Origin of the sequence: Corynebacterium xerosis NBRC 16721 = ATCC 373 (assembly GCF_001552415.1) — a bacterium.
Taxonomy (GTDB): Bacteria; Actinomycetota; Actinomycetes; order Mycobacteriales; family Mycobacteriaceae; genus Corynebacterium; species Corynebacterium xerosis.
In genome coordinates this window covers 436,819-459,790 of sequence record NZ_BCRD01000002.1, presented here as the reverse complement: position 1 = coordinate 459,790, position 22,972 = coordinate 436,819, and the positions used below count along the sequence as shown (strand labels likewise).

The following is a 22,972-nucleotide window of genomic DNA, read 5'->3' as shown; positions in this document are numbered from 1 at the left end:
GCCGCGCCCCCGCGGCACCCCACCCGCGCGCCGATCGCGCGCTGCCCGCGCACCGCCCACACACCGTCCCCACGCGCCGCCCCCGCGGCACCCCACCCGCGTGCGCGGCCCCGACCAAGCCCCCGGAATGCGGATACGCTGGTTGCCATGCGAGTTGCGATGATGACCCGAGAGTATCCCCCGGAAATCTACGGCGGCGCCGGCGTGCACGTCACGGAACTGACCCGTTTCATGCGCGAGCTCGACGGCGTCGACGTCGACGTTCACTGCATGGGCGCCCCGCGCGACGAGGAAGGGTGCCACGTCCACGGCGTCGACCCCGAACTCGCCGACGCGAACCCGGCGATCAAGACGCTGTCGACGGGCCTCCGGATGGCCGACGCCGCCGCGGCCACCGACATCCAGGTCGTCCATTCCCACACCTGGTACGCGGGCCTCGGCGGCCATCTGACCGGCAAGCTCAAGGGCATCCCGCACGTGGCCACGGCTCATTCGCTGGAGCCGCACCGCCCGTGGAAGCGCGAGCAGCTCGGCGGCGGCTACGACGTGTCGTCGTGGTCGGAGAAGAACACCATGGAGTACGCCGACGGCGTCATCGCGGTGTCGGCGCGGATGAAGGATGCGATCCTCGAGGCGTACCCGCGCATCGAGCCGGACCGCGTCCACGTGGTGCTCAACGGCATCGACCCGGGCCTCTGGTACCCGCGCCCGACGTGGGAGGAGTCCAAGGAGGCCAACGGCTGGTCGGTGCTCGACGAGCTCGGCGTCGATCCGTCGCGCCCGATGGTCGCCTTCGTCGGCCGCATCACCCGCCAGAAGGGCGTGGGCCACCTGATCAAGGCCGCGTCCCAGTTCGACGACGGCGTGCAGCTGGTGCTGTGCGCCGGCGCGCCGGACACCCCGGAGATCGCCGCGGAGACGGAGCAGCTGGTCACCGACCTGCAGGCCGAGCGCGACGGCGTGTTCTGGGTGAAGGACATGCTGCCGAAGGAGAAGATCCAGGAGATCCTCACCGCGGCCGATTCCTTCGTTTGCCCGTCGATCTACGAGCCGCTGGGCATCGTCAACCTCGAGGCCATGGCCTGCGGCACCGCCGTGGTCGCCTCGGACGTGGGCGGCATCCCCGAGGTCGTCGTCGACGGCGAGACCGGCGCCCTGGTCCACTACGACGAGTCCGATCCGTCGGGCTTCGAGGCCGACATCGCCGCGGCGGTCAACAAGATGGTCGCCGACCGCGACGCCGCGAAGAAGATCGGCGAGGCCGGCAAGAAGCGCGCGATCGACGTGTTCAGCTGGGAGACCATCGCCCAGGAGACCGTCGAGGTCTACAAGAGCCTGATGTAGGTCGGCCCCGGTCCCCTGGCCCCCGGTCACTTGATGTCCACGCAATTCCCCTCACCAGCCGCAGCCACCTTCATTTTCGACGGTGGCTGCGGTTTTTGCGCGCGTGCGGCGCGGGCGCTGGGGTCCATCACGGTCGGCGGGCGCCCGGGTCCGTTTTCGCTTGACGACGGCCCGGCGCCCTCCCTTCACATCGTTTCCTCGTCGGATTTCCCGTTCGACGAGGTCGGCGTGGACCCGACGCTGATCGAGCGGCACGCGCTGTACGTGGAGAACCGGCGCGGAGCTTCATCGCCCGGCGCCGACGCCGCCACCCAGCCCGGTGCCGACGACGAGCCCGCGCCGCCGTCGATCACCTCATCGTCGCCCGCCCCGCCGTTCGTCGCACTCGGCCACGAAGCGATCGGCCATGCCCTGCGCGACCATGGCCGCACCCGCTTCTGGCGGTTCGCCGGAGCCGTACTGCTCAACCCGCTGGTGCGCGCCCCGGCGTCGATCGCCTACCGGCTCGTCGCCGACAACAGGGGCACGGTGTCGAGGGTGACGGAGGCCGTCGTAAAGCAGGCGCGACGGCACTAGCCTGGGACGGGTGAACACCAACGCGAACAACGCGCGGGGCAGCCACCCCGCGGATCTGCCCACCACCCGACACACGTTCTTCCAGGCGTCGCTGATGACGGCGCTGCTCGACGGCATCTACGACGGCGAAATGACCATCGGGGAGCTGCTGGGCAAGGGCAACTTCGGCATCGGCACGTTCGACGGGCTCGACGGGGAGATGGTCATCGTCGACGGCGTGTGCTGGCAGCTGCGCGGCGACGGGTCGGCGACGAAGGCGTCGATGAGCCAGCGCACGCCCTACGCGGTGGTGACCAACTTCGTGCCGCACATCGTCCGCGACGCCCCCGACGACTGCGTCCGCGCCGACATCACCCCGTACATCGACTCCGTGGTGCCCAGCGCGAACTACATGTACGCGCTGCGAATCACCGGCGAGTTCGAGTGGGTGAAGACGCGCACCGTGGTCAAGCAGTCGCGCCCGTACCCGAAGATGATCGAGGCAACCGAGGCCGACGAGTCCGTCGACTTCGAAAACGTCCGCGGCGTCATCGCCGGGTTCCGCACGCCCGTCTACGAAAAGGGCATTTCCGTGCCGGGCTGCCACGTGCACTTCATCGACGACGACCGCACCGGCGGCGGCCACGTGCTCGACTTCAAGCTGAATTCCGGCACCATCGAGATCTGCCCCGGCACGGACCTGCAGCTGCGGCTGCCGCTGTCGGAGGAGTTCTCCGGCGCGCAGCTGGCGCCCGAGGACCTCGACGAGCAGATCCACGCCACCGAGGTCAAGGACTAGCGTGCCCGGGCACCGGCCGGCGTTCCATTTCACGCCCGAGCGCGGCCGCCTCAACGACCCCAACGGGCTGATCCGATTGGAGGGGGCCGGGCACGATCTCTGGCACGTGTTCTACCAGCTCGATCCCGGTTTCCCGGCCGAGCCGCGGCGCACCGGCTGGGGCTACGCGACGTCGGAGGACCTGCTGACGTGGCGCCATCGCCCGCAGGCCCTGTTCCCCGATGACGCCTACGACGCCGACGGCTGCTTCTCCGGCGGCGCCGTCGCCCCGCAGCGGCCCGGCGATCCCGTCGAGTTGTTCTACACCGGCAACCTGCCGGTGCCGGCGGAGTTCGCGGGCCACGGTTCCGGTTCTGATCCGGCCGCCGTCCCCGGCGCCGGCACCGGTGCCGCGCGCCTGGCCGAAGCGTTTCCCGACGGCGTCCCCGTCGGCCACGTGTGGGGCGCGACACAGAATCTGGCGCTGGCCGAACAGCTTTCCGACGGTTCCCTCGCCGTCCCCGTCAAGCACCCCGCCAATCCGTTGATCCCGGGTCCGCCACCGGGGTTCACCGCGCACTACCGTGACCCCATCGTCACCGAGGACCCCGACCGGCCGGGGGCTCTGGCGGATGCTCCTCGGCGCCCGCACCGACGACGATCGCGGCACGGCGCTGCTGCACTTTTCACGCGATCGGCGCACGTGGGACGCCGGCCGCGAGCTGGTCATCGACGGCCCCTCCCCCGGCGGCTACATGTGGGAGTGCCCGAATCTGCTGCGCATGACCGACGCCGCCACCGGCGCCGCGGCCGACGTGCTCATCCTGTCGCCGCAAGGCATCCGCGCCGATGCCGGCGACGTACTGCGCAACCGTTACCAGTGCGGGTACCTGGTCGGGCACCTCGAGCTTCCCGATGCCCCGGACGCCGCAGCCGCATTCCACGTCACCACGCCCTTCACCGAGCTCGACCACGGTTTCGAGTTCTACGCACCGCAGGTCTTCACCGACGCCACTGCTGCCGATGCCACATCACAGCGCCGGCCGGTCATGCTCGGCTGGATGGGCATGCCGGAGGAAGACGACCACCCCACCATCACCGCCGAAGGCTGGTTGCACTGCCTGACCTTCGCCCGGGAACTGTCGCTTTACGACGGCCGCCTCCTCCAGTCCCCCGTCCTCCCCTCGGGCGACGACCTGCCGATCGTCGGGGACGGCCACGTGGGCGACGTCTTCCGCGTGCGCCTCGACAGCGACGGGGTAGTCGAGCTGCGCGGGACCACCGCCCTTGGTTCATCGACCACGGGGAGCACCGCCGGAGAAGACGCGGCCGCAGACGGCGCAGACAGTGCAGACAGTGCAGACAGCACGGGCCCCGAGGACGCCCCACTGGTCACGGTGTCACTGTCGGGTGACCGCGTGACGGTCACCCGCCGCACCGCGGGCGTGCCCAATCACTTCGGCGACGAGAGGGCGACCACGCTTCGCCCGCGCGGGCCGAGCACGCCGGGTGGCGGGACCGGCTCGGGTGCCGCCCACCACCTCGACGTCATCGTCGACCGATCGGCCATCGAGATCATCGCCGACGACGGTGCGGCGCTGTTCTCCGTGCGGGCCTTCAGCGCCGACGGCGCCTGGACCGTCCGCCTCTGACGACGACGAAACGGCCACCCGTGGTGAGGGTGGCCGTCGTCAAGCGAAAAATTGGAGCGGAGCGGGACCTACTTCTCCGCCTTGCCCAGGCGCGTGACGTACGCGCGGGCGGTGACCTCCATCTGCGACGGCAGGGCCGCGATGCGCTCGGCGAGGACATCCGGGTGGATGTGGCGCGCCGAGGGGCTCATGCCGATCTGCGCGGCGATGGCGTCCTGGTCGAGCATCATCGGGAACTCCACCAACTCCGGCTCCCCCACCGGAACCAGGTGGCCCTCGGCCTGGGCGATCATGCGCTCGACCTTGCCGCGCTCGACGTCGATGATGCCCAGCGGCTGCCGCAGCTCGCCGAGGTGGCCCGTCGCCGCAGTGAGCACCACGACCTGCCCGCCCGGCTTGAGCACGCGGGCGAACCCCTCGGCGTTGCGCGGCGCGAAGATCACCGTGATCGCATCGATGGAATTGTCGCGGATGGGCAGCCGCGCCCACGCGTCCGCCACGACCGCACCGACGCGCGGATGGCACTTGGCCAGGTGCTTCGCCGCGGGCACCGAGACGTCGATGCCCACGCCGCGCGCGCCGTCGACGCCATCGAGCGTGTGCGCCAGGTAGTAGCCCGTGCCCGCGCCGATCTCCAGGATCGCCGGATTGGCCTCCTCCGCCACGCCCGCATCGTCCAGGACATCCTGCACGTTGCCGGTCACGGCCTCGACGAACGGCGCGTAATGCCCGCCGGAGAGGAACTCCTCGCGGGCGGCGATCATCTTCGCGTCATCGCCCGAGTACCGCAGGCCCGCACCGCCGGCCAGCGTCACGTAACCCTGGCGGGCGACGTCGTAGTTGTGGCCGGAGCCGGACTTCAGCGTCGCCCACTCGGGGTCGCCGCACTCCAGCGGGGACCCGTCGATGGGGTCTGCGAGCACGTCGATGATGTCGGCGAGCAACCTGTTCACTCCTCGGAAGTCGGCGGACGGCGCCATGGAAACCAGCGCCCGTCAATGGTGGTCAATGCTACCGCGCATCCCCCGGACGTTCGCCAATGGGCCGGGCGTAACGGCCGGGACATACGGCGATGCCCCGGCGACGGGGCGTCGGCGGGGCATGGCAGTGGCGGCCGGGGGCTGTGCGCCTCCCGGCCTCATCGAAGATCGATGAAGGGGAAGATCATTCCCCCACGGAGGACAGCGCGGCGCCGAGTTCGGCGGCCTCCTCCGGCGTCAGCTCGACGACCAGGCGCCCGCCGCCGTCGGCGGGAACGCGCATCACGATCTTCTTGCCCTCCTTCACGGCCTCCAGCGGGCCATCTCCGGTACGGGGCTTCATCGCTGCCATGTGGTTCTCTCCTCATTCGCGCAAGTGCGTGCGCGGTTCACCGATTGCGCCGCGCTCATCCCCCGATGATACGCGCTTTGGCGGCACCGGGGGTTGATCCGCACCATTGGGCAACCGCGACAGCAGCACCACGAACACCGCCCAGAACGCGGGGATGAGCAGCACATATAGGCATATGACCAGGACTTCGATCATCCTTGCCACCTTTCGGTCGCGACTACCCCGTCCACCCCGGACAGCGGCGGGCGATCGTCGGGGATGTCGCCCGCGGTGGCCGGCTCGAGGCCGATTTTGCGCAGCAGCGTCGCCGAGACTTCCACGGCCATCGGCCCCAGCTCGCCCAGCGGCCGGTTGCGGTGGACGCGCACGCCGAGGTCGACTTCGCGGATGGACTCCGCGCCCCACCGGTCGGCGACGTCGACGAGCAGGCCGATCTCCACCCCGTACCGCGCGGCGAAGGGCAGCTCCAGCAAATCCGCGCGCCATGCCGCGTACTCGCCGGACAGCGGCTGGCGGATCACGGCCAGGTCCGGGCGGAACGCGGCCAGCAGCGGCCGGGCGGTCAGTTCGGTGACGCGCCCGCCGCCGACGTCGCCCGGTGCGTCGCGGCGGTAATGGCCCTTGACCAGCCGCACGGAGTCGTCGGTGAGCAGCGGCGCCAGCAGCGACGGCACGTACGTCGGCGACGGGTCGCGCAGGTCGGCGTCCAGGAACACCACGATGTCGCCGCGCGCCGCGGCCACCCCGCGCCACATCGCCTCGCCTTTGCCGGGGCGGACGGGCACGCCGGGCAGCGCGTCGGCCCAGTTGACCACGCGCGCGCCGGCCGCGGCGGCGACCTCGGCGGTGGCGTCGGCGGAATCGGAATCCACCACGACGATCTCGTCGACGATCCCCGCCGCCAGACTCGGCCCCACCGACGCAATCACCGCGCCCACGGTCGCTTCCTCGTTCAGCGCCGGCAGCACCACGGACACGGACGGACGCTTGACGACGCCGCCCTCCCCGCCATTCGCCGGGCTCATTGCAGCCCCCGGACCGTCGACAACGGCGGGACGTCGCCACGGATGGCGCCGATCATGCGGCACACGTCGACGGTGTCGGCGACTTCGTGGACGCGGAACATGGCCACGCCCTGCGCCGCCGCCCACGCCGTCGCCGCCAGCGTGGCGGGCACGCGCCCGTCGACGCCGCGGCCGACGGTCTCGCCGACGAAGTCCTTGTTCGACAGCGCCATCAGCACCGGCCACCCGGCGGCGACCAGCTCATCGAGCCGCCGCAGCAGCTCCAGGCCGTGGAAGGTGTTCTTGCCGAAGTCGTGCGTCGGATCCACCAGCACCTTGTCCGCGGGCACGCCGCAGGCCACCGCCCGTTCGGCCAGCGCGGTGGTTTCGGCGATGACGTCGGCCACGACGTCGTCGTAAAGCACCCGGAACGGCCGCGTGCGCGGCACGGCGCCGCCGGTGTGCGAGCAGACGTAACCGGCGCCGTGCGCCCCGGCGACCTCCACCAGCTCGGGGTCGTGCCCGGCCCAGGTGTCGTTGACCAGGTCTGCGCCGGCGGCGAGGGCGGCCTCGGCCACCGGCGCCCGCCACGTGTCAACGCTGATGGTCACGCGCGGATGGCGGCGGCGGGCCTCGGCGATGGTGGGCACCACCCGGTCGATTTCCTCGTCCGCGCCGACCACCGGGCCCGGCCCGGCCTTGACCCCGCCGATGTCGATGACGTCGGCCCCCGCCGCGACGACCTCGTCGATGCGCGCCAGCGCCGCGTCCTCGGCCGCCGTCGCACCGCGGTCGTAGAAGGAGTCGGGCGTGCGGTTGACTATCGCCATCACCGCCGGCAGCGGCGTGGGCTGGAATGCGCTTCGCCCCGTCGCCGGGGCCGTCCGATGCTGCGTCACCGCTGGCCCAGCAGCCCCTCGTCGCCGTCGCGGTGGGCGCGCGCGACGGCCCGGCGCGCTGCCTCCTCGCGGCGGTCGCGTTCCTGCCCCTCGTGGGCGGCGACGATGAACTCGATGGCCTCGTCGATGTCGTCGGTGACCAGGAACAGGTCCATGTCCTCGGGCGAGATCATGCCCTCGGCGAGCACGCGGTCGCGGATCCAGTCGATCAGCCCGCCCCAGAATTCGGTGCCCATGAGCACGACGGGGAAGCGGGTGACCTTGCCGGTCTGCACCATGACCAGCACCTCGAACAGTTCGTCGAGGGTGCCGAAGCCGCCGGGCAGCCCGATGAACGCCTGCGAGTACTTCAGGAACATGGTCTTGCGCACGAAGAAGTACCGGAAGTTCAGGCCGAGGTCGACCCAGTCGTTGATGCCCTGCTCGTGCGGCAGTTCGATGCCGAGCCCCACGGACAGGCCGTCGGCGTCGTAGGCTCCGCGGTTGGGGGCCTCCATCAGCCCGGGGCCGCCGCCGGTGATGCAGGCGTAGCCCGCCTCGACAATGGCCTTGCCCAGCTCGCAGCCCTGGATGTAATACGGGTGGTCCTCCTTGATGCGGGCGGAGCCGAAGACCGTGATGGCCTTGGGGATCTCCGCCAGCGCACCGAAGCCCTCGACGAACTCCGACTGGATGCGCATCACTCGCCACGTGTCGGTGTGCAGCCAGTCGGTGGCCTGCTGCGGGTCGAGCAGCCGACGGTCCGTCGTCGACCGGTTCGGGTTCGACTCGGCGGACTCGCGGACCATGATCGGCCCGCGCAGCTTGCGCTTGCGGTCCGGGGACGGGGTGCGGTGGGGGGCCATGTTTCGGTCTCCTGGGTTGGGGTTTCGCTTTACGACGCCGCCGGCGCGGTCGCGTTCCGGCCGTCATCCGCGGGCGCGGTGGTCAGGTACCGCAGCAGGTCGTCGGAAAGCTCCGTGATCATGTCGACGGGGATCTGCTCGTCGCGCTTGTGGCAGTACGCGGGGTCGCCGGGGCCGAAGTTGACGGCCGGGATGCCCAGCGCCGCGAATCGCGACACGTCCGTCCAGCCGTACTTGGGCTTGGCCACGCCGCCGGCAATGGCGACGAGTTCGGCGGCGGCCGCCCGGTCGAGGCCGGGTGCCGCGCCGGGGCTGACGTCTTCGATCTCGACGTCGACCAGCGGGTCGTCGATGGCGAGGACGCCCATCAGGTGGGCGATGGCCTCATCGGTGTCGCGGTGCGGCGCGAACCGGTAGTTGACGTAGGCCCACGCTTCGTCGGGCACCGTGTTGGTGGCCACGCCGGACTGGATGTGGACGACCTGCATTCCCTCACGGTAAGTCAGGCCGTCGATCCGCGCAGTTCCGGCGGAGTACGCGGCGACGCGGGACAGCACGCCGGTCAGACGGTGGGCGGCGTTGTCGCCGAGCCACGCTCGGGCCGAGTGTGCTCGCGTGCCGTGGGCGGTGACCTTGACGCGGATGGAGCCCTGGCAGCCGGCTTCGATGACGTTGCCCGACGGCTCTCCGAGCAGCGCGACATCGCCTTCCAGCAGATGGGGATGGCTGTCGGCGAGGTGGCCCAGGCCATTGAACTCCCCGGCGATCTCCTCGCAGGCGTACATGATCAGCGTCAGATCGCGTTTCAGCGCCGGCGAGCCGGCCAAGGTGGCGAAGGCGTGGAGGTAGCAGGCGTCGCCGCTCTTCATGTCCACCGCGCCGCAGCCGAAGATGGTGTCGCGGCCTTCGGCGTCGACGCCGCGGGTCGACGGCACGTTGTCGGCGATGGGCACCGTGTCCAGGTGCCCGGCCAGGATCGCGCGCTGCGGCAGGCCTCGGTGGGTGCGGGCGACGACGTTGTCGCCGATGCGCTCCACCGTCACCGCCGGCATTCCCTCCGGGATCGTCGCGGCGACATCGCGCAGCGCCGCCTCCACGGCGTCGGCGATGCGGGCCTCGTCGCGCGAGACGCTGGGGATGTCGATGAGCGCCGCGGTCAGCTCGACGGGGTCCGCGCGCAGGTCCAGATGGTCGCGTGCGTGTGGGGGGCGTGCGGCCGCGTCGGTGGTGCCGGTGCCGACTGCATCGGCGGCCGTGCCGTCGGTGTCGGCGTCCGGATCTCCGGCGCGATCGAAATCTTTAGCGTTCACCCGATCCAGGGTAGCCATCCAGCGCGGCGAGCACCCGGGCATGCAGGTCGGCGGCGATGCCGTGCAGCGCGTCGCCATCCGGCGGCGTGCCCGCGCCCAGGTGGGCGGCGAGTTCCTGCGGTTCCGTGGCGACGATTTCAACGACCGCGCCGGAATCATCGACCGCGCCGGGGGCAGCGGGCGCCGGGCCGTCGTCAAGCGGGCCCAGCTCGTCGGCCAACTCGGTGCCCTCCCTGAGCACGAACACCCGCGCCGTGGCGCCGGCGGGCAGGGGCGGCAGCGGCGGGGCCTCGTCGGCGCGATCCAGGCGCGGGCCCCACGCGACGACCGCCACGCGCGAACCGTTGACGGCGATGGCCGGCTCGCCCGCCAGCACCGTCGCACCGGGCAGGGGCCGGCAGACCGCGGCGAGCAGGCGCACCGCCGGATCCGAGTGCGCGCCGACGACGGCGGGGCCCGGGGTGCGGCGGAACGAGGGGTCGAGGCGGTCGGCGACCCGGCCGAGCTCATCGCGGGCCCAGTCCGGCAAGGCCGCGAGCCGGCGTTCGCGATCTGCTTGGCGACGATCCCACGACGCCCGCACCGACACTCCCCCGACCAGGCCGGCCGCCAGACCGACGAGCAGGAGCCCCAGCATCACCGACGCGCCGGCCGCGCCGGGGCCGGACAGCCCCGACCACATCGCCCAGGTGCCCGGGACTCCGACCGCGAGCGCGCCGAGCAGGGCCCACTTCCCCGCCGCCACTCCCGCGAACACGCCCCAGCTCACGCCCCACGCCAACAGCACGATCACCGCCGTCCACGCGACCAGCGGCCAGCCCAGGAACGCGGCGTTCACGCCGACGACCAGTGCCACCAGCGCGGGGCGGGCCAGCGCCTGCGACGCGGCGATCGCGCCCTTCGCCGCGCGCGGCAGATCGGAGCGGGCGAGCAGAGTCGAGGTGATGGAACCGCGAGCGGTGCCGCGGGAGGACCTGCGGGACGAGCTGCGGGACGAGCTGCGGGGCGTCTGGCCGGGCACGGGGACCTCCGGAGGTGCGTGATGTGAACGCCGTTGATCGTGAGGCGGCGCGGCTGCTGGGGCACCGTGCGGTCGAGGGCGCCATCGGCAGCGGATAGTATCTGAAACATGATGACAACTGGTGCCTCGGCCACGGGTATCGCGAACATCGCAATGGACGGCACCGTCCTGGATACGTGGTACCCCAATCCCCAGCTCGACGACACCGTCACCGAATCGGGGACCCGCCGCCTCGGCGCGCAGGACCTCACCCCGCAGCTGCTGCGCCAGGTCCTCCTCGACGAGGACCGCAGGGTCGAACAGGTCGCGGTGCGGACCACCATCGCCGACCTGTCCAAGCCGCCGGTGGATTCCCACGACGCCTACCTGCGCCTGCACCTGCTGTCGCACCGCATCGTCACCCCCCACTCCATCCAGATGGCGGACGTGTTCGACGAACTCAACATCGTCGCCTGGACGAACAAGGGCCCCTGCCAGCCCGACAACTTCGAGGCGCTGCGCACCAACCTGCGCATGCGCGGCCTGATCCACGTCTATTCCATCGACCGCATGCCGCGGATGGTCGACTACGTCGTGCCCTCCGGCGTGCGCATCGCCGAAGCCGAGCGCGTGCGCCTGGGCGCCTACCTCGCGCCGGGCACCACCGTGCTGCGCGAGGGCTTCGTTTCCCTCAACTCCGGTTCGCTGGGCCCCTGCAAGATCGAGGGCCGCCTGTCGTCGGGCGTCGTGCTCGGCGAGTACACCACCATCGGGCTGGCCGGCACCGCCGTCGCCCGCCACGACGAGCGCGGCCGCCGCATCCCGCTGACCATCGGCCGCCGCTGCAACATCGGCATCTCCGCCGGCACCGTCGGCGTGGACCTCGGCGACGACTGCATCATCGACAAGAACATCCTCATCGACAAGGACACCCCGATCGAGATCCCGAGCGAGACCCGCCGCGTCACCGCGTGGGAGCTCAACGGCCGCGACCGGATGCACTTCTACCGCCATCCGGATTACGCCGCGGTGTGCATGCGACCGACCGAGGTGTAGGGCGGCCGAGGCGTAGGGCGGCGCGCGAAGTCCACGCGACGCTGGAGGTCCGCGACGCCCACGAGGTTCGGGGCGCCCGCGAGGTTCGGGGCACCCGCGAGGTCAACGACTTCTGCGGGGTCCGGGAGTCCGGTCCTAGGTCGAGGGAAGAGGGGCCGGGGTGCCCCGAGTAATGTCCCCTCCATGACCAACTCTCCCCTGTCCCGGGCCGACGAGGCCGTGCCGGACGCGTCCGACGACGCGCACCTCGGCAAGGGACTCAAAGTTCGCCACTTGACCATGATGGGCCTCGGCTCCGCCATCGGCGCCGGCCTGTTCCTGGGCACCGGCGTCGGCATCAACGCCGCCGGCCCGGGTGTGCTGCTGTCCTACCTCGCCGCGGGCATCATCGTCGTTCTGGTGATGACCATGCTCGGCGAGATGGCCGCCGCCCGCCCCGCTTCCGGAGCCTTCTCCACGTATGCGGAGATGGCGTTCGGCCGGTCCGCCGGCTTCATCATGGGCTGGTTGTACTGGTTCATGCTGATCATGGTGCTGGGCGCGGAAATCACCGGCGCCGGCGCGATCATGGGCGCCTGGTGGGGCATCCCGGGCTGGATCCCGGGCCTGGTGTGCGTTGTGTTCTTCGCCATCGTCAACCTGGCCAAGGTCCGCGGCTTCGGCGAGTTCGAGTTCTGGTTCGCCTTCATCAAGGTCGCCGTCATCATCGGCTTCCTGGTCATCGGCGTGCTGCTGGTGTTCGGCCTGCTGCCGGGCACGACCTTCGTCGGCACGCAGCACATCGCCGAGTCCGGCTTCCTGCCCAACGGGTTCTCCGGCGTCGCCGCGGGCCTGCTGGCGGTGGCGTTCGCGTTCGGCGGCATCGAGATCGTCACCATCGCCGCCGCCGAGTCCGACGACCCGAAGCGCTCGATCGCCTCGGCGGTCCGCTCGATCATCGTGCGCATCGGCCTGTTCTACATCGGCTGCGTGCTGATCATCATCATGCTGCTGCCCTACGCGCAGATCGACGGCGCGGACACCGCCGCGGAGTCGCCGTTCACCATGGTGCTGCAGCAGGCGGGCATCCCGGGCGTCGTCGGCTTCATGGAGGCCGTCATCGTCCTGGCGCTGCTGTCGGCGTTCAACGCCCAGATCTACGCCACGTCGCGCCTGGTGTACTCGATGTCGCGCCGCGGCGAGGCCCCGCGCCTGTTCACCGCGATGAACTCCCAGGCGGTGCCGTACAAGGCCGTCATCATGTCGATGGTCTTCGCCTTCCTGTCGGTGGGCATCCAGGTCGTGTTCGACGGTTCTTCGGTCCTGGTGTTCCTGCTCAACGCCGTCGGCGGCTGCCTGCTGGTCATTTGGCTGGTCATCGCCCTGTCGCAGATCAAGCTGCGGCCCCGCATGGAGGCCAACGACGAGCTCACCGTCCGCCTGCCCGGTTACCCGTGGCTGTCGTGGGTGGCGGTGTTCATGATCCTCGGCCTGACGGTCATGATGCTTTTCGACGAGGTCGCCCGCCAGCAGGTCTACGCCGTCGTCGCGGTGTGCTTCTTCCTCGGTCTGCTCGCCGGTGTCACGTCCAAGTCGCGCGCCCGCGCCCGCGACACCGCCGATCAGACCCCGGTCCGCGGCGTCCACCACTAGTCACCGCGGCACCGTCTCCCCCGTTGTTCGCTGCGGCGCCGGCCGCCCACCACTAGTCACCGTGGCCGCCGCCCAATCCCCGCTAACCCACCCCGAATGAGCTAACCCACCCGTTACAGCGGGTGGGTTACGCCATTCGGGGTGGGTTTGGCGTTTCGGGGTGGGTTTGGCCATGTGCGCGCCGTCGGCCGCCCCGCTCGGGGAGAGCACAGCTCGGGGTGAGCACGGCCCAAGGTGAGCGCCGCTCGGGGTTGCACGCGGGCGTCGCAAAGCAAGCGTGACAGCCGACACACCCGCGTAACGTGAACGTAACAAACCCATCGCGACCGGCACGGCGGCGGCGAGTACCGTTGTCGCCATGACACGAGGAGCACACTCTTACGGGCTGGCCAGCCTGGCCGCCGACGGCACCGTCCTGGACGTCTGGTTCCCCTGCCCCGAACTCGACGGCAACGGCAGCACCGGCACGAGCCTGGAGGCGCCCGACGACCTGCCGGATTCGTGCGATTTCTTCTCGCACCTCATCGGCGAAGACGTCGACCGCGGGGTCCACCGCGTGGGCGTGCGCACCGACATCGCCGACTTCGACGCCCCGCCCGTCGACGCATACGACGCCTATCTGCGGCTGCACCTGCTGTCCCACCGCATGGCCAAGCCGCACGAGCTGAACCTGGACGGCATTTTCGGGCTGTTGGCCAACGTCATCTGGACCAACTACGGGCCGTGCTCGACGGAGAACTTCGACGTCGTGCGCGCCAAGCTGCTCGGCCGCGGGCCGCTGACGGTGTACTCGGTGGACAAGTTCCCGCGCATGATCGACTACGTCATGCCGACCGGGGTGCGCATTGGCGACGCCGACCGCGTCCGCCTGGGCGCGCACCTGGCGGAGGGCACGACGGTGATGCACGAGGGCTTCGTCAACTTCAACGCCGGCACCCTGGGCACGTCGATGGTCGAGGGCCGCATTTCGGCGGGCGTCGTCGTCGGCGACGGCTCGGACGTCGGCGGCGGCGCGTCGATCATGGGCACGCTGTCCGGCGGCGGGAAGCAGACCATTTCCGTCGGCGAGCGGTGCCTGATCGGCGCCAACGCCGGCGTGGGCATTTCGCTTGGCGACGACTGCGTCGTCGAGGCCGGCCTGTACGTCACGGCGGGCACCAAGTGCACGGTGCTTCTCGACGGCGTGCGCAAGCACCGCAAGGCCGCCGACCTGTCCGGCGGGTCGAACATGCTGTTCCGCCGCAACTCGCAGACCGGCGAGGTCGAGGTCGTGCCGTGGGCCGCCGAGCGCGTGACGCTCAACGAGGCTCTGCACAAGAACTAGGGCGGTCAGCAGAGCTGGCCCGGGTCAGTGGAGCTGGCTGAGCTCAGCGAAAGTTGCCCGGTCAGCGGATCTGGCCCGGGTCAGCCCGCGAGGCGCTCCAGGAGGAACTCCAGCGCCGCCTCGCGTGCGGAGCCTAGGCCCTCGAGATCATCCTCGTAGGTGAGGTGGTCGGCCGAGCCGTCGAGGAGGAACCGCAGGACGTCGTCAAGCGCTTCGCGCAGTTCCGGGTCGCCGGCGATGTCCGCGCCGAGCGCCGTGCGGATCGCTTCTGCCGTGGCGCGGGCGTCGGCGGATTTGAGCGACGCCGCCATCACCGCCGGAGCAATGCGGCGCATGCCGGGGCCCGACTCGCACCAGATGTCGCCGGCGTTGCATGCGTCGAAGACCCGGTCGGACAGCGTTCCCCATGTGATTCCGCGCGGGCCGAGGATGCCGAGGCTGTCGGATGGCGCGGTGCCGAATGTCTCGGCGACGGCGGCTCCGCGACGGGGGTTGCCGAACACCGTGATCGCCGCGATTCGTTCCGGGCCGATCGCAGCCTCGCCTGCGATGACGGTCCCCGCCCAGTCGTCGACGATGTCCGCGCCCTGCGAATACCCCGTGAACACGAACGTCGTGTCGGGGCAGGCTGCGTCGACGGCGGCGACGAGCCCGTTCAGGATCTCCATCCCGCGGGCGCTGGATCCGACGTAACTGGCCGACAACGCGACGTCGGCCGGGTACGGGACGTGAATGCTGCGAACGTCGTCGCCGAGGGCCAGGCCCAGGTCGTGGGCCAGGCCCGACACGATCCGGCCGTGCGGATCGTCGGGGTCGCGCTGCACGTTGGTGTCGCCGGTGCCGGGCACGTGGATCGCGGTGATCGGCGTGCAGGCCAATTCGTCGAGGGCGGCGGCGCCGAGGTCTGCTCCGATGACGCGCCCGGCCGCGCCCTCGATCGGCGACCACACCATCGACGGGATCGTCGGGTTGCGCACGCCGCCGTGGCCCTCCGCCGGGGGCGCGTACGGGATGCCGGGCCCGTCGGAAGATCCGGGGTCCGCCGACGCGATCCCCGGGGAAACCATCGCCGTGGCGAGCACGCAGGCTCCGGCGACGAGTGCCTTGACGGCCACGCTCGAGTGGAAGGGGGATCGCCGATTCCGGCCCGCGATTTTCATGCAATTCTCCTGGTCACGTCCACGATTGGACAAGGAGAATGGTATCCGAGAATCATTCGTCCAACCAATGGGCGCAGCGCCGGGCGCACCCGACAATGGCGCAACCGCCTAATACGAAGGGTCGGCCAACGGATCGGTCACGTCGCGGGAACTGCGCCACGTGCGAGGCATGCCGTCGAGGGGGTCGTCGTACCTCAGCTCCGTCGCCACGAGCCGCAGCACCCGCGTGACGTCGGCCAGGTCGAGCCCGAGGTCGTCGGGGTACGTGTCGTCGCCGAGGATCGGATAGCCCAGATGCGCCATCGTCGCGCGCAGCTGGTGCGTGCGACCCGTGGCCGGCTCCAGCCGCCACTTCCCCACCGTCATCCGCGTGCCGCACGTCCCGCATCCGTAACTCGCCGCATGGGCGCCGCCGGCCGCGCCCCCGAACATCCCGGGCAGCACGTCGCCGATGTCCGCCGCCACGGGCCCCACGTAGGTCACGCGGGTGGCGGCCGTTTTCCACGGCAGCGCCGGTTCGTCGGCATCGGTGCCGACGGGGCGCGACGGGCCGTCGTCAAGCGAAACATCCCGCACCCGCACTCCGCGCTCGCCATCGACGTTGGCCAGCTCGACGACGACGTCGCGGGACTCGCCGGGCGTCCAATCATCGGGCACGACGGTGAAGCATTCGTACGTCTTGGCCACCCGTCCATCCTGGAACATCCGCTGGTACGCGCCGCGCGTCGCCGGATCGCGCGACACCAGCAGCAGCCCCGACGTCAGCCGGTCGAGCCGGTGCACGCAGGTCAGATCCGGCTCGCCGAACCGATCGCGCAGCCGCTGCAGCACCGTGGTGCGCACCAGGCGGCCGTTGGGCGTCGAGGGCAGGAAGGGCGGCTTGTCGACGACCAGCACCGCCTCCTCTTCCGCCACCACCACCGGATCAAACGGGATGTCCGGTTCGGGGCGGGTGACGGCGGCGGGGTGGTTCGGCGTGGCCCCGGAGACCACGGCGCCTCGGGAACCACCGCCGGCGCCATTTGAGGTACCCGCCGCGGAGGCCTTGTCCGCGCCCCACCAGTCGTCCCTGTTGCCCGCGGCCCTGCCCATGCCCGTTCCCCTTCCGTCGGGACCCGGGCGCCCGCGATGGCCGCGAGCGTCGATCCCGATCAATCGCCCGCCATCCTGCCGTATCCTGGCCGCATGACCGACGCCACCCCCGCCAACCCGAACCCGCCGCAGCGCCAGGCACCCGAAACGCCGCAGTCCGAGGCCAATCCCGCCACCGCCTCGTCGACGGCGTACAGCGTGCGCATCGTCGCGGGCCTGCTGCTCATCGTGGTGTTCGGCGGGCTGCCGACCGTGGTGGAGGGTCGGCCGCTGTGGGCGGCGATCCTCGGGCTCGTCGGCGTCGTGGCCGGTGCGGTGCTCATCGGCATGGCCGTCAATTCGATGCTGCGCGAGCGTCGTGCGCGTGCCCGCGCGAACGCCGGTGCAGGTGCCGGGGCCGCCTCCCGTCGCCGATGAACGGGCCGGCAGTGGCGCGCTGCCGATAACCGCGGCACCGCCGGCGGCAGCGCAGAGAACTGGCACGGTGGACGAGGTGGCGGCGGGGACGTCGTAAAGCGGACCGCGGCGCCGACCACCGAACGATCCCATCGAACCCGGGCCCACGCGGCCCGGGTTTTCGCATGCGCCGACCAGTGCCCGTCCACCCATCATCGAAAGCAGACGCCCCCTCGGCTCCACCATTGCCACAATGTCAAGTATTCTTTACGCTGGGTCATGGAAGATGGGCACGGAGAAAAGCGAACTCGCCACACCCGTCCAAACCGGCTCGCTCCACCCGACAACGAGGAGGCACCCATGGCAGACGGCGAACTGACCAACATGGTGCGCAAATACCGGCGCTGGAACGAACTGTCCCAAGCCGAACTGGCCGACCGCGTCGCCGTGTCGCGCCAAACCATCGCCAACATCGAACGCGGCAACTACTCCCCCTCCGTGCACCTGGCGCTGGCCATCTGCCGGGAACTCGGCAAAACCGTCGAAGAGATCTTCGGCGACGAACAGGAAGGATGACCACGATGTCCATCGGAGACACCATCGTCGCCCGCTACGACGCCACGGTCGACGACGAATACCAGTCAAACCTGCTGCACAAGTCCAACACCATCACGTATCACACCGGCTTCTACGGCTACGTCGCGCTCGGCGCGGCACTCGCCTGGATCCTGCCCGACGGCAACAGCTGGATCCCGCTGCTCGTGCTCGCGCCCATGGTCGGCGGCGCCGTCATCGGCACCAACTGGCTCAAGCGGCACGTCCCCCGCCCCCGGCCGCTGCTGCCCTCGCCCGCGGAATGGGCGCTGCTCATCTTCGTCATGATCATGTGGTTGGCGGGTCTCAGCTACAACGACCCCGACGGCGGCGGAGCGTCGACGGTCGGCTGGATCTCGGGCGGCATCGTCGGCGGCGTCGTCGGCGGCATCATCGGCTTCACCGTGGCGCTGGCGGTCCAGCGCCGAGGCCGACGCAAGGATATCAATCGCCTCGACAAGAAGTTCGCCGACGACTGACGCCCGTTTTCCTTCGCCGCGCGCGTACACCGACGGGGACACCCGCGCCGAAATCGACGGAACCGACCGGCCCCGGCGCGCGTCCAATGAGGCATGGGGGACAACTCGAACACGCGCGGCCGGACCGCGGCCACACGACCACTCGACCACAAACCCGGGCTTCGCCCGATCGGATCCGGGCTCATCAGAGCCGACGGCCCGACCGGCCGCTCCGCCCTCGCCAGGGCAATCCACGCGGGCACCGCGGTGAAACTGGCGCCGGCCGTCGCCATCGGCATCGAAGAGTGGCGCGCCGCCGACTGGCCCGAGCGCCGCCGCCTGCGCTGTCTCGCCCACGCCCACGCACACCCCGCACTCGTGCTCACCGGCGTCAGCGCGGCTCGGGTCCTCGGGCTGGCGATACTCGTCGACCCGGACCGAGAAACCGACGAACCCGTGCATCTCGCACACGTCGGCCGCGGCAAAACCAAGAACGGTTCCGGACACGTGGTGCGCTCGCTGTGCCTCGAGGAATCGGACATCACCATCGTCGACGGCGTGCGCACGACCACCGCAGCGCGGACCATCCACGACCTGCGAGAAACGCACGGCCCCGAGCACGCGCTCGCCGCCGCAGACGATGCACTGCGGCGAGGCCACGGCCGCGGCGCAATTTCGGCTCTCGCAACCCGCCTGCTGGGAAGCCGGACGCGCGGGGCGAAGGCGACGGCGGAGGTTGCGATGCTTGCATCGACGCTGTCGGAGAGCCCGGCTGAGTCATGGACGCGGTGGCTGCTCCATTGCCTGGGCATCGCCGCCGTCCTGCAGCAGGTGTACATCGTCGGTCCGGATGGTCGGCCCATCCGGCGCGTCGACTTTTGGATCCCCGCGTTGGCCATGGTCATCGAGTTCCACGGGTGGAAGAAGTACGACGGCCGCTACGGCGACGGGGACGTGATTTCGACGTACGAGAACGCCGCGATGCGCGAGTTGGCCAACTGCGGCATTGACGTCGTGCAGCTGACGTGGCGGATGCTCGTCGATGGATCGGCGGGGCCGTTGATCATGCAACGCGTGGTCGCGCGGCGCGAGTTCCTGGAGAAGGCGGGGCCGCAGTTCACGGGCGAGGTTTTCTTGCGCCACGAAAAGCTGCCGGATCGCGTCACCCGCTTCTTCCGCCGCAACTGAGTCTCTTCCGACTTGCCGTAGGGCGAAAACCCCCGCCCCAAGGCTTGATCCGCATTTACTCGGTCGATTCGAGGCAATTCTCGGTCGAAAACTCCGGATTTGAGGGCCCATTTGCAACGAATCGACCAACTTAATGCAGATCAAGATCCACCGGTGACCAGTGAGGGCATTGGGGCGCAAGCGAGTGCGGGTTCGACTGCAGTGCGCGCACGGGGAGCGGCTGCCGCAAGTCCGCGCAGGATAGGCGCGCTTTACGACGAGCGGAGACGGCCGGCCGCGACCTCGATGGCCTCATCCGACGCCGTCAGGCCGATGCGCACGTGCCGCACGCCCTTCGGCCCGTAGAACTCGCCGGGTGCGACCAGAATGCCGCGATCGGCGAACCAATCCACCAGGTCACGGCAGGTTTCGGCGGAATCGGCGGTGGTGGGCTGGTCGGAGGTTGCATGGCCATCAGCGGCGGCGCCATCGCGGGTCGCCCACAAGTACAGGCCGCCATCCGAATCGTCGACTCGGAAACCCGCGCCCTCGACGGCCGCGCGCAAAACTGCACGACGGCGCCCGTAGCGGCCGCGCTGGACGTCGACGGAGTGGTCGTCGTCAAGCGAGGCCACCATCGCCGACTGGATCGGCCCCGGAACCATGAGGCCGGCGTGGCGTCGCAAAGCAAGCAGGTCCTGGACCAGCGACTCATCGCCGCACAGCCACCCCGCGCGATACGACGCCAGATTCGCGGCCTTCGACAACGAATGCACGGCCAGCAGACCGGTGAAATCGCCGTCGCACACCCGCGGATCGAGAATCGACGGCGCCTCCAGCTCCCAGTCCAGGCCCAGGTAGCACTCGTCGGACACGACGATCACGCCACGCTCCCGCGCCCACGACACCACCTTGCGCAGATGATCGACGCCGAGCACGCGGCCCGACGGATTGCCCGGCGAATTGACGTACATCAGCGTCGGCCGCGAAGGGCCCAGCTGCGTCAGCGAATCCGCGCGCACCACGCGCGCCCCCGCCATCCGCGCGCCGACCTCGTACGTCGGATACGACAGCTCGGGGATGACCACCGTGTGGCCCTCGCCGACGCCGAGCAGGAACGGCAGCCACGCGATGGCCTCCTTCGTCCCCACCACCGGCAGCACGCCGCGCTCGGCGGACAGGCCGACCACGCCATGGCGGCGCTCCATCGCCCCCGCGATCGCCGCGCGCAACTCCGGCGTGCCCGCCGTCTGCGGGTACCCGGGCACGGCCGACGCCGCCGCCAAGCCGGCGCGCGCCGACTCGAAGACGCCGTCGACGGGCGTGCCGATCGACAGGTCGATCATCCCGTCCGGGTGCGCCGCCGCGCGGGCCTTCGCGCCGGCCAGCGAATCCCACGGGAACGCGGGCAACCGCCCGGCCGGCGTGGTGCGCTCCCGGTACTGCGGGGGCAATCCGGTCATGCGCGCCTACTCTTCGGCCTGCGGCGGCAGCGCCGCGATGAACTTCACGTCGAAGTCCTGCGGGCCGAGCTTGGCGGCACCGCCGGGCGAGCCGAGCTCGTCGAACCAGTCGACGTTGGCGTCGGTGTACTCGACCCACTCGTCGGGCACGTCATCCTCGTAGAAGATGGCCTCGACGGGGCACACGGGCTCGCAGGCGCCGCAGTCGACGCACTCGTCGGGGTGGATGTACAGCATCCGCTTGCCCTCGTAGATGCAGTCGACGGGGCATTCCTCCACGCAGGCGCGGTCCATCACGTCTACGCAGGGCTGGGCGATCACGTAAGTCATGGCTTGGGAAACGGCCTTTCACGAATGCGGGGCTGGTTGAAACCAACCCATTGTGTCACTTCCGGCGGCGCAGCGGCCAACCGCCCCCGACGATACCGGCGACGAGCAGCAGCAGGGTCCGCGCCCATTCGCCCATGACCTGGTCGCCGCCGAACGGCAGCGCCGTCCAGAACCACAGGAAGACGTACCCGGCGATCCAGGTCCACATGGGGATGAGCGCGATGTTACTGCGGTCGGTCCACAGCATCGCCGTACGAGTGATTATGAGATTAAATACGTACGCCGCGATGATCGTCCACGGCAGCGGGATCGACAGCCCGCCGACGTCGATGCGCGTGCCCAGGTACGCGACCTCGAGCACCAGCGACACCAGCGCCGCGACGGACAGCCAGGCGATGCCGGTGATCATTTCCCCTCGGTCGATGTCCTCGCGGACCTGGCTGCGGTCCGGGTCGCCCCAGTGCTTTTCGACGGCCACGTCCCCGCCCTCGGCCTTCTCGTTCATCGCGACGCTCCTTCGGTGTCGGCGGGCGCGCCGGCGGAGGCTGCGGGCGCGGTGGATGCAGCGGCAGAGTCCCGCCGCAGCTCGTCCCACGTCTTCTCCCCCGCGAACACGGCGGCGAGGTCTGCTCCGGCGGTGCCCAGCCGGTAATGCTCGGCGGGCGTGATCGGCTGGCAGATGAGGTTCGACAGCGCCCACACGCCCCGCGCGTCACCCGACGCATCGACGGCACCGGTGGCGGCGCGCGGATTGACCATGCTCACGCCGCCGTCCCCGACCCACACCTGCGTGGCGTGCGCCCGGAGGGAGGCCGTCTTTGCGGCGAGGTCGGCGTCGGAAAGCGAAACCGCGAAATCGGAGGCGACCGAAGGAAGGTCGTCGAAGTCGGCCCGCGTCCACGCGTCGGGCACCACGGCGATGGCGTCGAGGCCGTCGCGCAGCGCGTCGTCGTCGGTGACGGTCCACATGGTCGCCCACAGCGCGGCGTCGCCGGAGCCGGTGCCTTCGCCCGAGTCGCGTGCCGCCGCGCGCAACCGGTCGCACGCCGCGACGGTGAGTTCGTGGGCGCGGATGTGGTCGGGGTGGCCGTAGCCGCCGTCGGCGTCGTAGGTGATCACGACGTGCGGCCGCAGCCGCCCGAGCACGTCGGCCAGGTGGCCGAGCGCCTCGTCGCCGGAGCCGATGAACGCGCGCGGGTCGTCGTTGCCCGGGTCGCCGATCATGCCCGAATCGCGCCACCGCCCCGCGCCGCCGAGGTGCACCGGCGCGTGGCCGGGCCCGTTGCAGCCCAGCGCCACCAGCGCCGCGTGAAGCTCGTGGACGCGGAAACCGCCGAGCTGATCGGATTCGCCGCCGACGAGCCCCCGGTACGGGTCGCCGATGACCTCGCCGAGCTCGCCGAGCGTGCACGTCACCACCGTCACCTGCGCGCCGCGGCGCACCAGCTGCGCGATGGTGCCGCCGGTGGTGATCGCCTCATCATCCGGGTGCGCGTGGACCAGCGCCACGCGCATCCCCGTCAGATCACGTGCCTGGTCGGCGGTTTCAACCATGTCGGCCCTTTCGGTGCGGTTGGTGGT

At 70.5% G+C, this 22,972-nt stretch carries 25 protein-coding genes and 1 pseudogene; 12 read left to right on the top strand and 14 right to left on the bottom strand.

Annotation, left to right across the window (positions count from 1 at the left end; genetic code table 11):
* The first annotated feature begins 147 nt into the window (after positions 1-147).
* The 5 genes and pseudogenes from glgA (at position 148) to CX1_RS12525 (ending at position 4,329) form a co-directional block, all read left to right on the top strand.
* A complete protein-coding gene (glgA, locus tag CX1_RS04955) occupies positions 148-1,344 on the top strand; it encodes a glycogen synthase (RefSeq protein ID WP_046651107.1) in 1,197 nt (398 codons plus the stop codon).
* Between the two features lie 33 nt (positions 1,345-1,377).
* The gene (locus CX1_RS04950) at positions 1,378-1,920 is read left to right on the top strand and encodes a thiol-disulfide oxidoreductase DCC family protein (RefSeq protein ID WP_046651108.1); all 543 of its coding nucleotides are present in this window, start codon (positions 1,378-1,380) and stop codon (positions 1,918-1,920) included.
* Positions 1,921-1,930: 10 nt separating this feature from the next.
* The gene (budA, locus tag CX1_RS04945) at positions 1,931-2,698 is read left to right on the top strand and encodes an acetolactate decarboxylase (RefSeq protein WP_255217636.1); all 768 of its coding nucleotides are present in this window, start codon (positions 1,931-1,933) and stop codon (positions 2,696-2,698) included.
* Position 2,699: 1 nt separating this feature from the next.
* Positions 2,700-2,954 (top strand): annotated as a pseudogene (locus CX1_RS12900) (glycoside hydrolase family 32 protein); the annotation flags it as partial.
* A gap of 307 nt (positions 2,955-3,261) precedes the next feature.
* The gene (locus CX1_RS12525) at positions 3,262-4,329 is read left to right on the top strand and encodes a glycoside hydrolase family protein (protein WP_255217635.1); all 1,068 of its coding nucleotides are present in this window, start codon (positions 3,262-3,264) and stop codon (positions 4,327-4,329) included.
* 68 nt (positions 4,330-4,397) lie between these two features.
* Here the strand turns inward: CX1_RS12525 and CX1_RS04930 are convergent, their stop codons facing one another.
* The 8 genes from CX1_RS04930 to CX1_RS12325 form a co-directional block, all read right to left on the bottom strand.
* Positions 4,398-5,273: a methyltransferase domain-containing protein gene (locus CX1_RS04930; RefSeq protein ID WP_046651116.1), complete on the bottom strand. Its 876-nt coding sequence runs from the start codon at positions 5,271-5,273 to the stop codon at positions 4,398-4,400.
* 220 nt (positions 5,274-5,493) lie between these two features.
* Positions 5,494-5,661, bottom strand: coding sequence for a DUF3117 domain-containing protein (locus CX1_RS11985; protein ID WP_082719111.1), 168 nt, complete (start codon positions 5,659-5,661; stop codon positions 5,494-5,496).
* Between the two features lie 12 nt (positions 5,662-5,673).
* Positions 5,674-5,856 (bottom strand): hypothetical protein, encoded by a 183-nt coding sequence (locus CX1_RS12330; RefSeq protein ID WP_152663233.1) that lies wholly within the window; start codon positions 5,854-5,856, stop codon positions 5,674-5,676.
* On the bottom strand, positions 5,853-6,686 hold the full coding sequence (locus CX1_RS04925; RefSeq protein WP_052753299.1) for a glucosyl-3-phosphoglycerate synthase: 834 nt from the start codon (positions 6,684-6,686) through the stop codon (positions 5,853-5,855). The genes CX1_RS12330 and CX1_RS04925 overlap by 4 nt, the downstream gene beginning before the upstream one ends.
* Positions 6,683-7,495 (bottom strand): dihydropteroate synthase, encoded by an 813-nt coding sequence (gene folP / locus CX1_RS04920; RefSeq protein WP_060925349.1) that lies wholly within the window; start codon positions 7,493-7,495, stop codon positions 6,683-6,685. Before folP ends, CX1_RS04925 begins: the two co-directional genes overlap by 4 nt.
* 65 nt (positions 7,496-7,560) lie before the next feature.
* Positions 7,561-8,409: an LOG family protein gene (locus CX1_RS04915; RefSeq protein WP_060925348.1), complete on the bottom strand. Its 849-nt coding sequence runs from the start codon at positions 8,407-8,409 to the stop codon at positions 7,561-7,563.
* Positions 8,410-8,438: 29 nt separating this feature from the next.
* A complete protein-coding gene (gene dapE / locus CX1_RS04910; RefSeq protein WP_046651118.1) occupies positions 8,439-9,596 on the bottom strand; it encodes a succinyl-diaminopimelate desuccinylase in 1,158 nt (385 codons plus the stop codon).
* 112 nt (positions 9,597-9,708) lie between these two features.
* Positions 9,709-10,740, bottom strand: a complete 1,032-nt coding sequence (locus tag CX1_RS12325) for a hypothetical protein (RefSeq protein WP_060925347.1) — start codon at positions 10,738-10,740, stop codon at positions 9,709-9,711.
* Between the two features lie 108 nt (positions 10,741-10,848).
* On the opposite strand from CX1_RS12325, the gene CX1_RS04900 reads away from it, so the two are divergent.
* The 3 genes from CX1_RS04900 (at position 10,849) to dapD (ending at position 14,731) form a co-directional block, all read left to right on the top strand.
* Positions 10,849-11,775, top strand: coding sequence for a DapH/DapD/GlmU-related protein (locus tag CX1_RS04900; RefSeq protein ID WP_046650693.1), 927 nt, complete (start codon positions 10,849-10,851; stop codon positions 11,773-11,775).
* Between the two features lie 219 nt (positions 11,776-11,994).
* Positions 11,995-13,407 carry an amino acid permease gene (locus tag CX1_RS04895; RefSeq protein WP_174520151.1) on the top strand — a complete coding sequence of 471 codons (1,413 nt, stop codon included), beginning with the start codon at positions 11,995-11,997 and terminating at the stop codon, positions 13,405-13,407.
* A 358-nt stretch (positions 13,408-13,765) separates the two neighbouring features.
* A complete protein-coding gene (gene dapD / locus CX1_RS04890; RefSeq protein ID WP_060925345.1) occupies positions 13,766-14,731 on the top strand; it encodes a 2,3,4,5-tetrahydropyridine-2,6-dicarboxylate N-succinyltransferase in 966 nt (321 codons plus the stop codon).
* 80 nt (positions 14,732-14,811) lie between these two features.
* Here the strand turns inward: dapD and CX1_RS04885 are convergent, their stop codons facing one another.
* Together CX1_RS04885 and CX1_RS04880 are read right to left on the bottom strand one after the other, a co-directional pair.
* Positions 14,812-15,846 (bottom strand): cutinase family protein, encoded by a 1,035-nt coding sequence (locus CX1_RS04885; RefSeq protein WP_046649477.1) that lies wholly within the window; start codon positions 15,844-15,846, stop codon positions 14,812-14,814.
* 153 nt (positions 15,847-15,999) lie between these two features.
* A complete protein-coding gene (locus CX1_RS04880) occupies positions 16,000-16,983 on the bottom strand; it encodes a pseudouridine synthase (protein ID WP_046649478.1) in 984 nt (327 codons plus the stop codon).
* 93 nt (positions 16,984-17,076) lie between these two features.
* Here CX1_RS04880 and CX1_RS04875 point away from each other — a divergent pair, with 93 nt between their 5' ends.
* The 4 genes from CX1_RS04875 (at position 17,077) to CX1_RS04860 (ending at position 19,619) form a co-directional block, all read left to right on the top strand.
* Complete coding sequence (locus CX1_RS04875) at positions 17,077-17,400, top strand: hypothetical protein (protein ID WP_060925344.1); 324 nt, start codon at positions 17,077-17,079, stop codon at positions 17,398-17,400.
* Between the two features lie 339 nt (positions 17,401-17,739).
* Positions 17,740-17,955, top strand: coding sequence for a helix-turn-helix transcriptional regulator (locus tag CX1_RS04870; protein WP_046649480.1), 216 nt, complete (start codon positions 17,740-17,742; stop codon positions 17,953-17,955).
* A 5-nt stretch (positions 17,956-17,960) separates the two neighbouring features.
* Positions 17,961-18,452, top strand: a complete 492-nt coding sequence (locus CX1_RS04865; RefSeq protein ID WP_146780605.1) for a hypothetical protein — start codon at positions 17,961-17,963, stop codon at positions 18,450-18,452.
* A 246-nt stretch (positions 18,453-18,698) separates the two neighbouring features.
* The gene (locus CX1_RS04860) at positions 18,699-19,619 is read left to right on the top strand and encodes a hypothetical protein (protein WP_146780607.1); all 921 of its coding nucleotides are present in this window, start codon (positions 18,699-18,701) and stop codon (positions 19,617-19,619) included.
* 251 nt (positions 19,620-19,870) lie between these two features.
* Here CX1_RS04860 and dapC read toward each other — a convergent pair whose 3' ends face one another.
* Genes dapC through mshB form a run of 4 tightly spaced genes read right to left on the bottom strand, consistent with a single transcriptional unit; the run spans position 19,871 to position 22,945 of the window.
* A complete protein-coding gene (dapC, locus tag CX1_RS04855; RefSeq protein ID WP_046650300.1) occupies positions 19,871-21,061 on the bottom strand; it encodes a succinyldiaminopimelate transaminase in 1,191 nt (396 codons plus the stop codon).
* 6 nt (positions 21,062-21,067) lie between these two features.
* Positions 21,068-21,391, bottom strand: a complete 324-nt coding sequence (gene fdxA / locus CX1_RS04850; RefSeq protein ID WP_046650299.1) for a ferredoxin — start codon at positions 21,389-21,391, stop codon at positions 21,068-21,070.
* Between the two features lie 55 nt (positions 21,392-21,446).
* A complete protein-coding gene (locus CX1_RS04845; protein ID WP_046650298.1) occupies positions 21,447-21,896 on the bottom strand; it encodes a hypothetical protein in 450 nt (149 codons plus the stop codon).
* Positions 21,893-22,945: an N-acetyl-1-D-myo-inositol-2-amino-2-deoxy-alpha-D-glucopyranoside deacetylase gene (mshB, locus tag CX1_RS04840; protein ID WP_046650296.1), complete on the bottom strand. Its 1,053-nt coding sequence runs from the start codon at positions 22,943-22,945 to the stop codon at positions 21,893-21,895. Before mshB ends, CX1_RS04845 begins: the two co-directional genes overlap by 4 nt.
* Positions 22,946-22,972: the final 27 nt, after the last annotated feature.

Bases quoted from the DNA above. Each gene is read 5' to 3' on its own strand.
- CX1_RS04865 (WP_146780605.1), top strand. From the start codon at position 17,961: ATGTCCATCGGAGACACCATCGTCGCCCGCTACGACGCCACGGTCGAC.
- dapD (WP_060925345.1), top strand. From the start codon at position 13,766: ATGACACGAGGAGCACACTCTTACGGGCTGGCCAGCCTGGCCGCCGAC.
- CX1_RS11985 (WP_082719111.1), bottom strand. From the start codon at position 5,661: ATGGCAGCGATGAAGCCCCGTACCGGAGATGGCCCGCTGGAGGCCGTG.
- CX1_RS04880 (WP_046649478.1), bottom strand. From the start codon at position 16,983: ATGGGCAGGGCCGCGGGCAACAGGGACGACTGGTGGGGCGCGGACAAG.
- CX1_RS04875 (WP_060925344.1), top strand. From the start codon at position 17,077: ATGACCGACGCCACCCCCGCCAACCCGAACCCGCCGCAGCGCCAGGCA.
- folP (WP_060925349.1), bottom strand. From the start codon at position 7,495: ATGGCGATAGTCAACCGCACGCCCGACTCCTTCTACGACCGCGGTGCG.
- CX1_RS04950 (WP_046651108.1), top strand. From the start codon at position 1,378: ATGTCCACGCAATTCCCCTCACCAGCCGCAGCCACCTTCATTTTCGAC.
- mshB (WP_046650296.1), bottom strand. From the start codon at position 22,945: ATGGTTGAAACCGCCGACCAGGCACGTGATCTGACGGGGATGCGCGTG.
- CX1_RS04915 (WP_060925348.1), bottom strand. From the start codon at position 8,409: ATGGCCCCCCACCGCACCCCGTCCCCGGACCGCAAGCGCAAGCTGCGC.
- CX1_RS04925 (WP_052753299.1), bottom strand. From the start codon at position 6,686: ATGAGCCCGGCGAATGGCGGGGAGGGCGGCGTCGTCAAGCGTCCGTCC.
- CX1_RS12330 (WP_152663233.1), bottom strand. From the start codon at position 5,856: ATGATCGAAGTCCTGGTCATATGCCTATATGTGCTGCTCATCCCCGCG.
- dapC (WP_046650300.1), bottom strand. From the start codon at position 21,061: ATGACCGGATTGCCCCCGCAGTACCGGGAGCGCACCACGCCGGCCGGG.
- glgA (WP_046651107.1), top strand. From the start codon at position 148: ATGCGAGTTGCGATGATGACCCGAGAGTATCCCCCGGAAATCTACGGC.
- fdxA (WP_046650299.1), bottom strand. From the start codon at position 21,391: ATGACTTACGTGATCGCCCAGCCCTGCGTAGACGTGATGGACCGCGCC.
- CX1_RS04870 (WP_046649480.1), top strand. From the start codon at position 17,740: ATGGCAGACGGCGAACTGACCAACATGGTGCGCAAATACCGGCGCTGG.
- CX1_RS04845 (WP_046650298.1), bottom strand. From the start codon at position 21,896: ATGAACGAGAAGGCCGAGGGCGGGGACGTGGCCGTCGAAAAGCACTGG.
- CX1_RS04900 (WP_046650693.1), top strand. From the start codon at position 10,849: ATGATGACAACTGGTGCCTCGGCCACGGGTATCGCGAACATCGCAATG.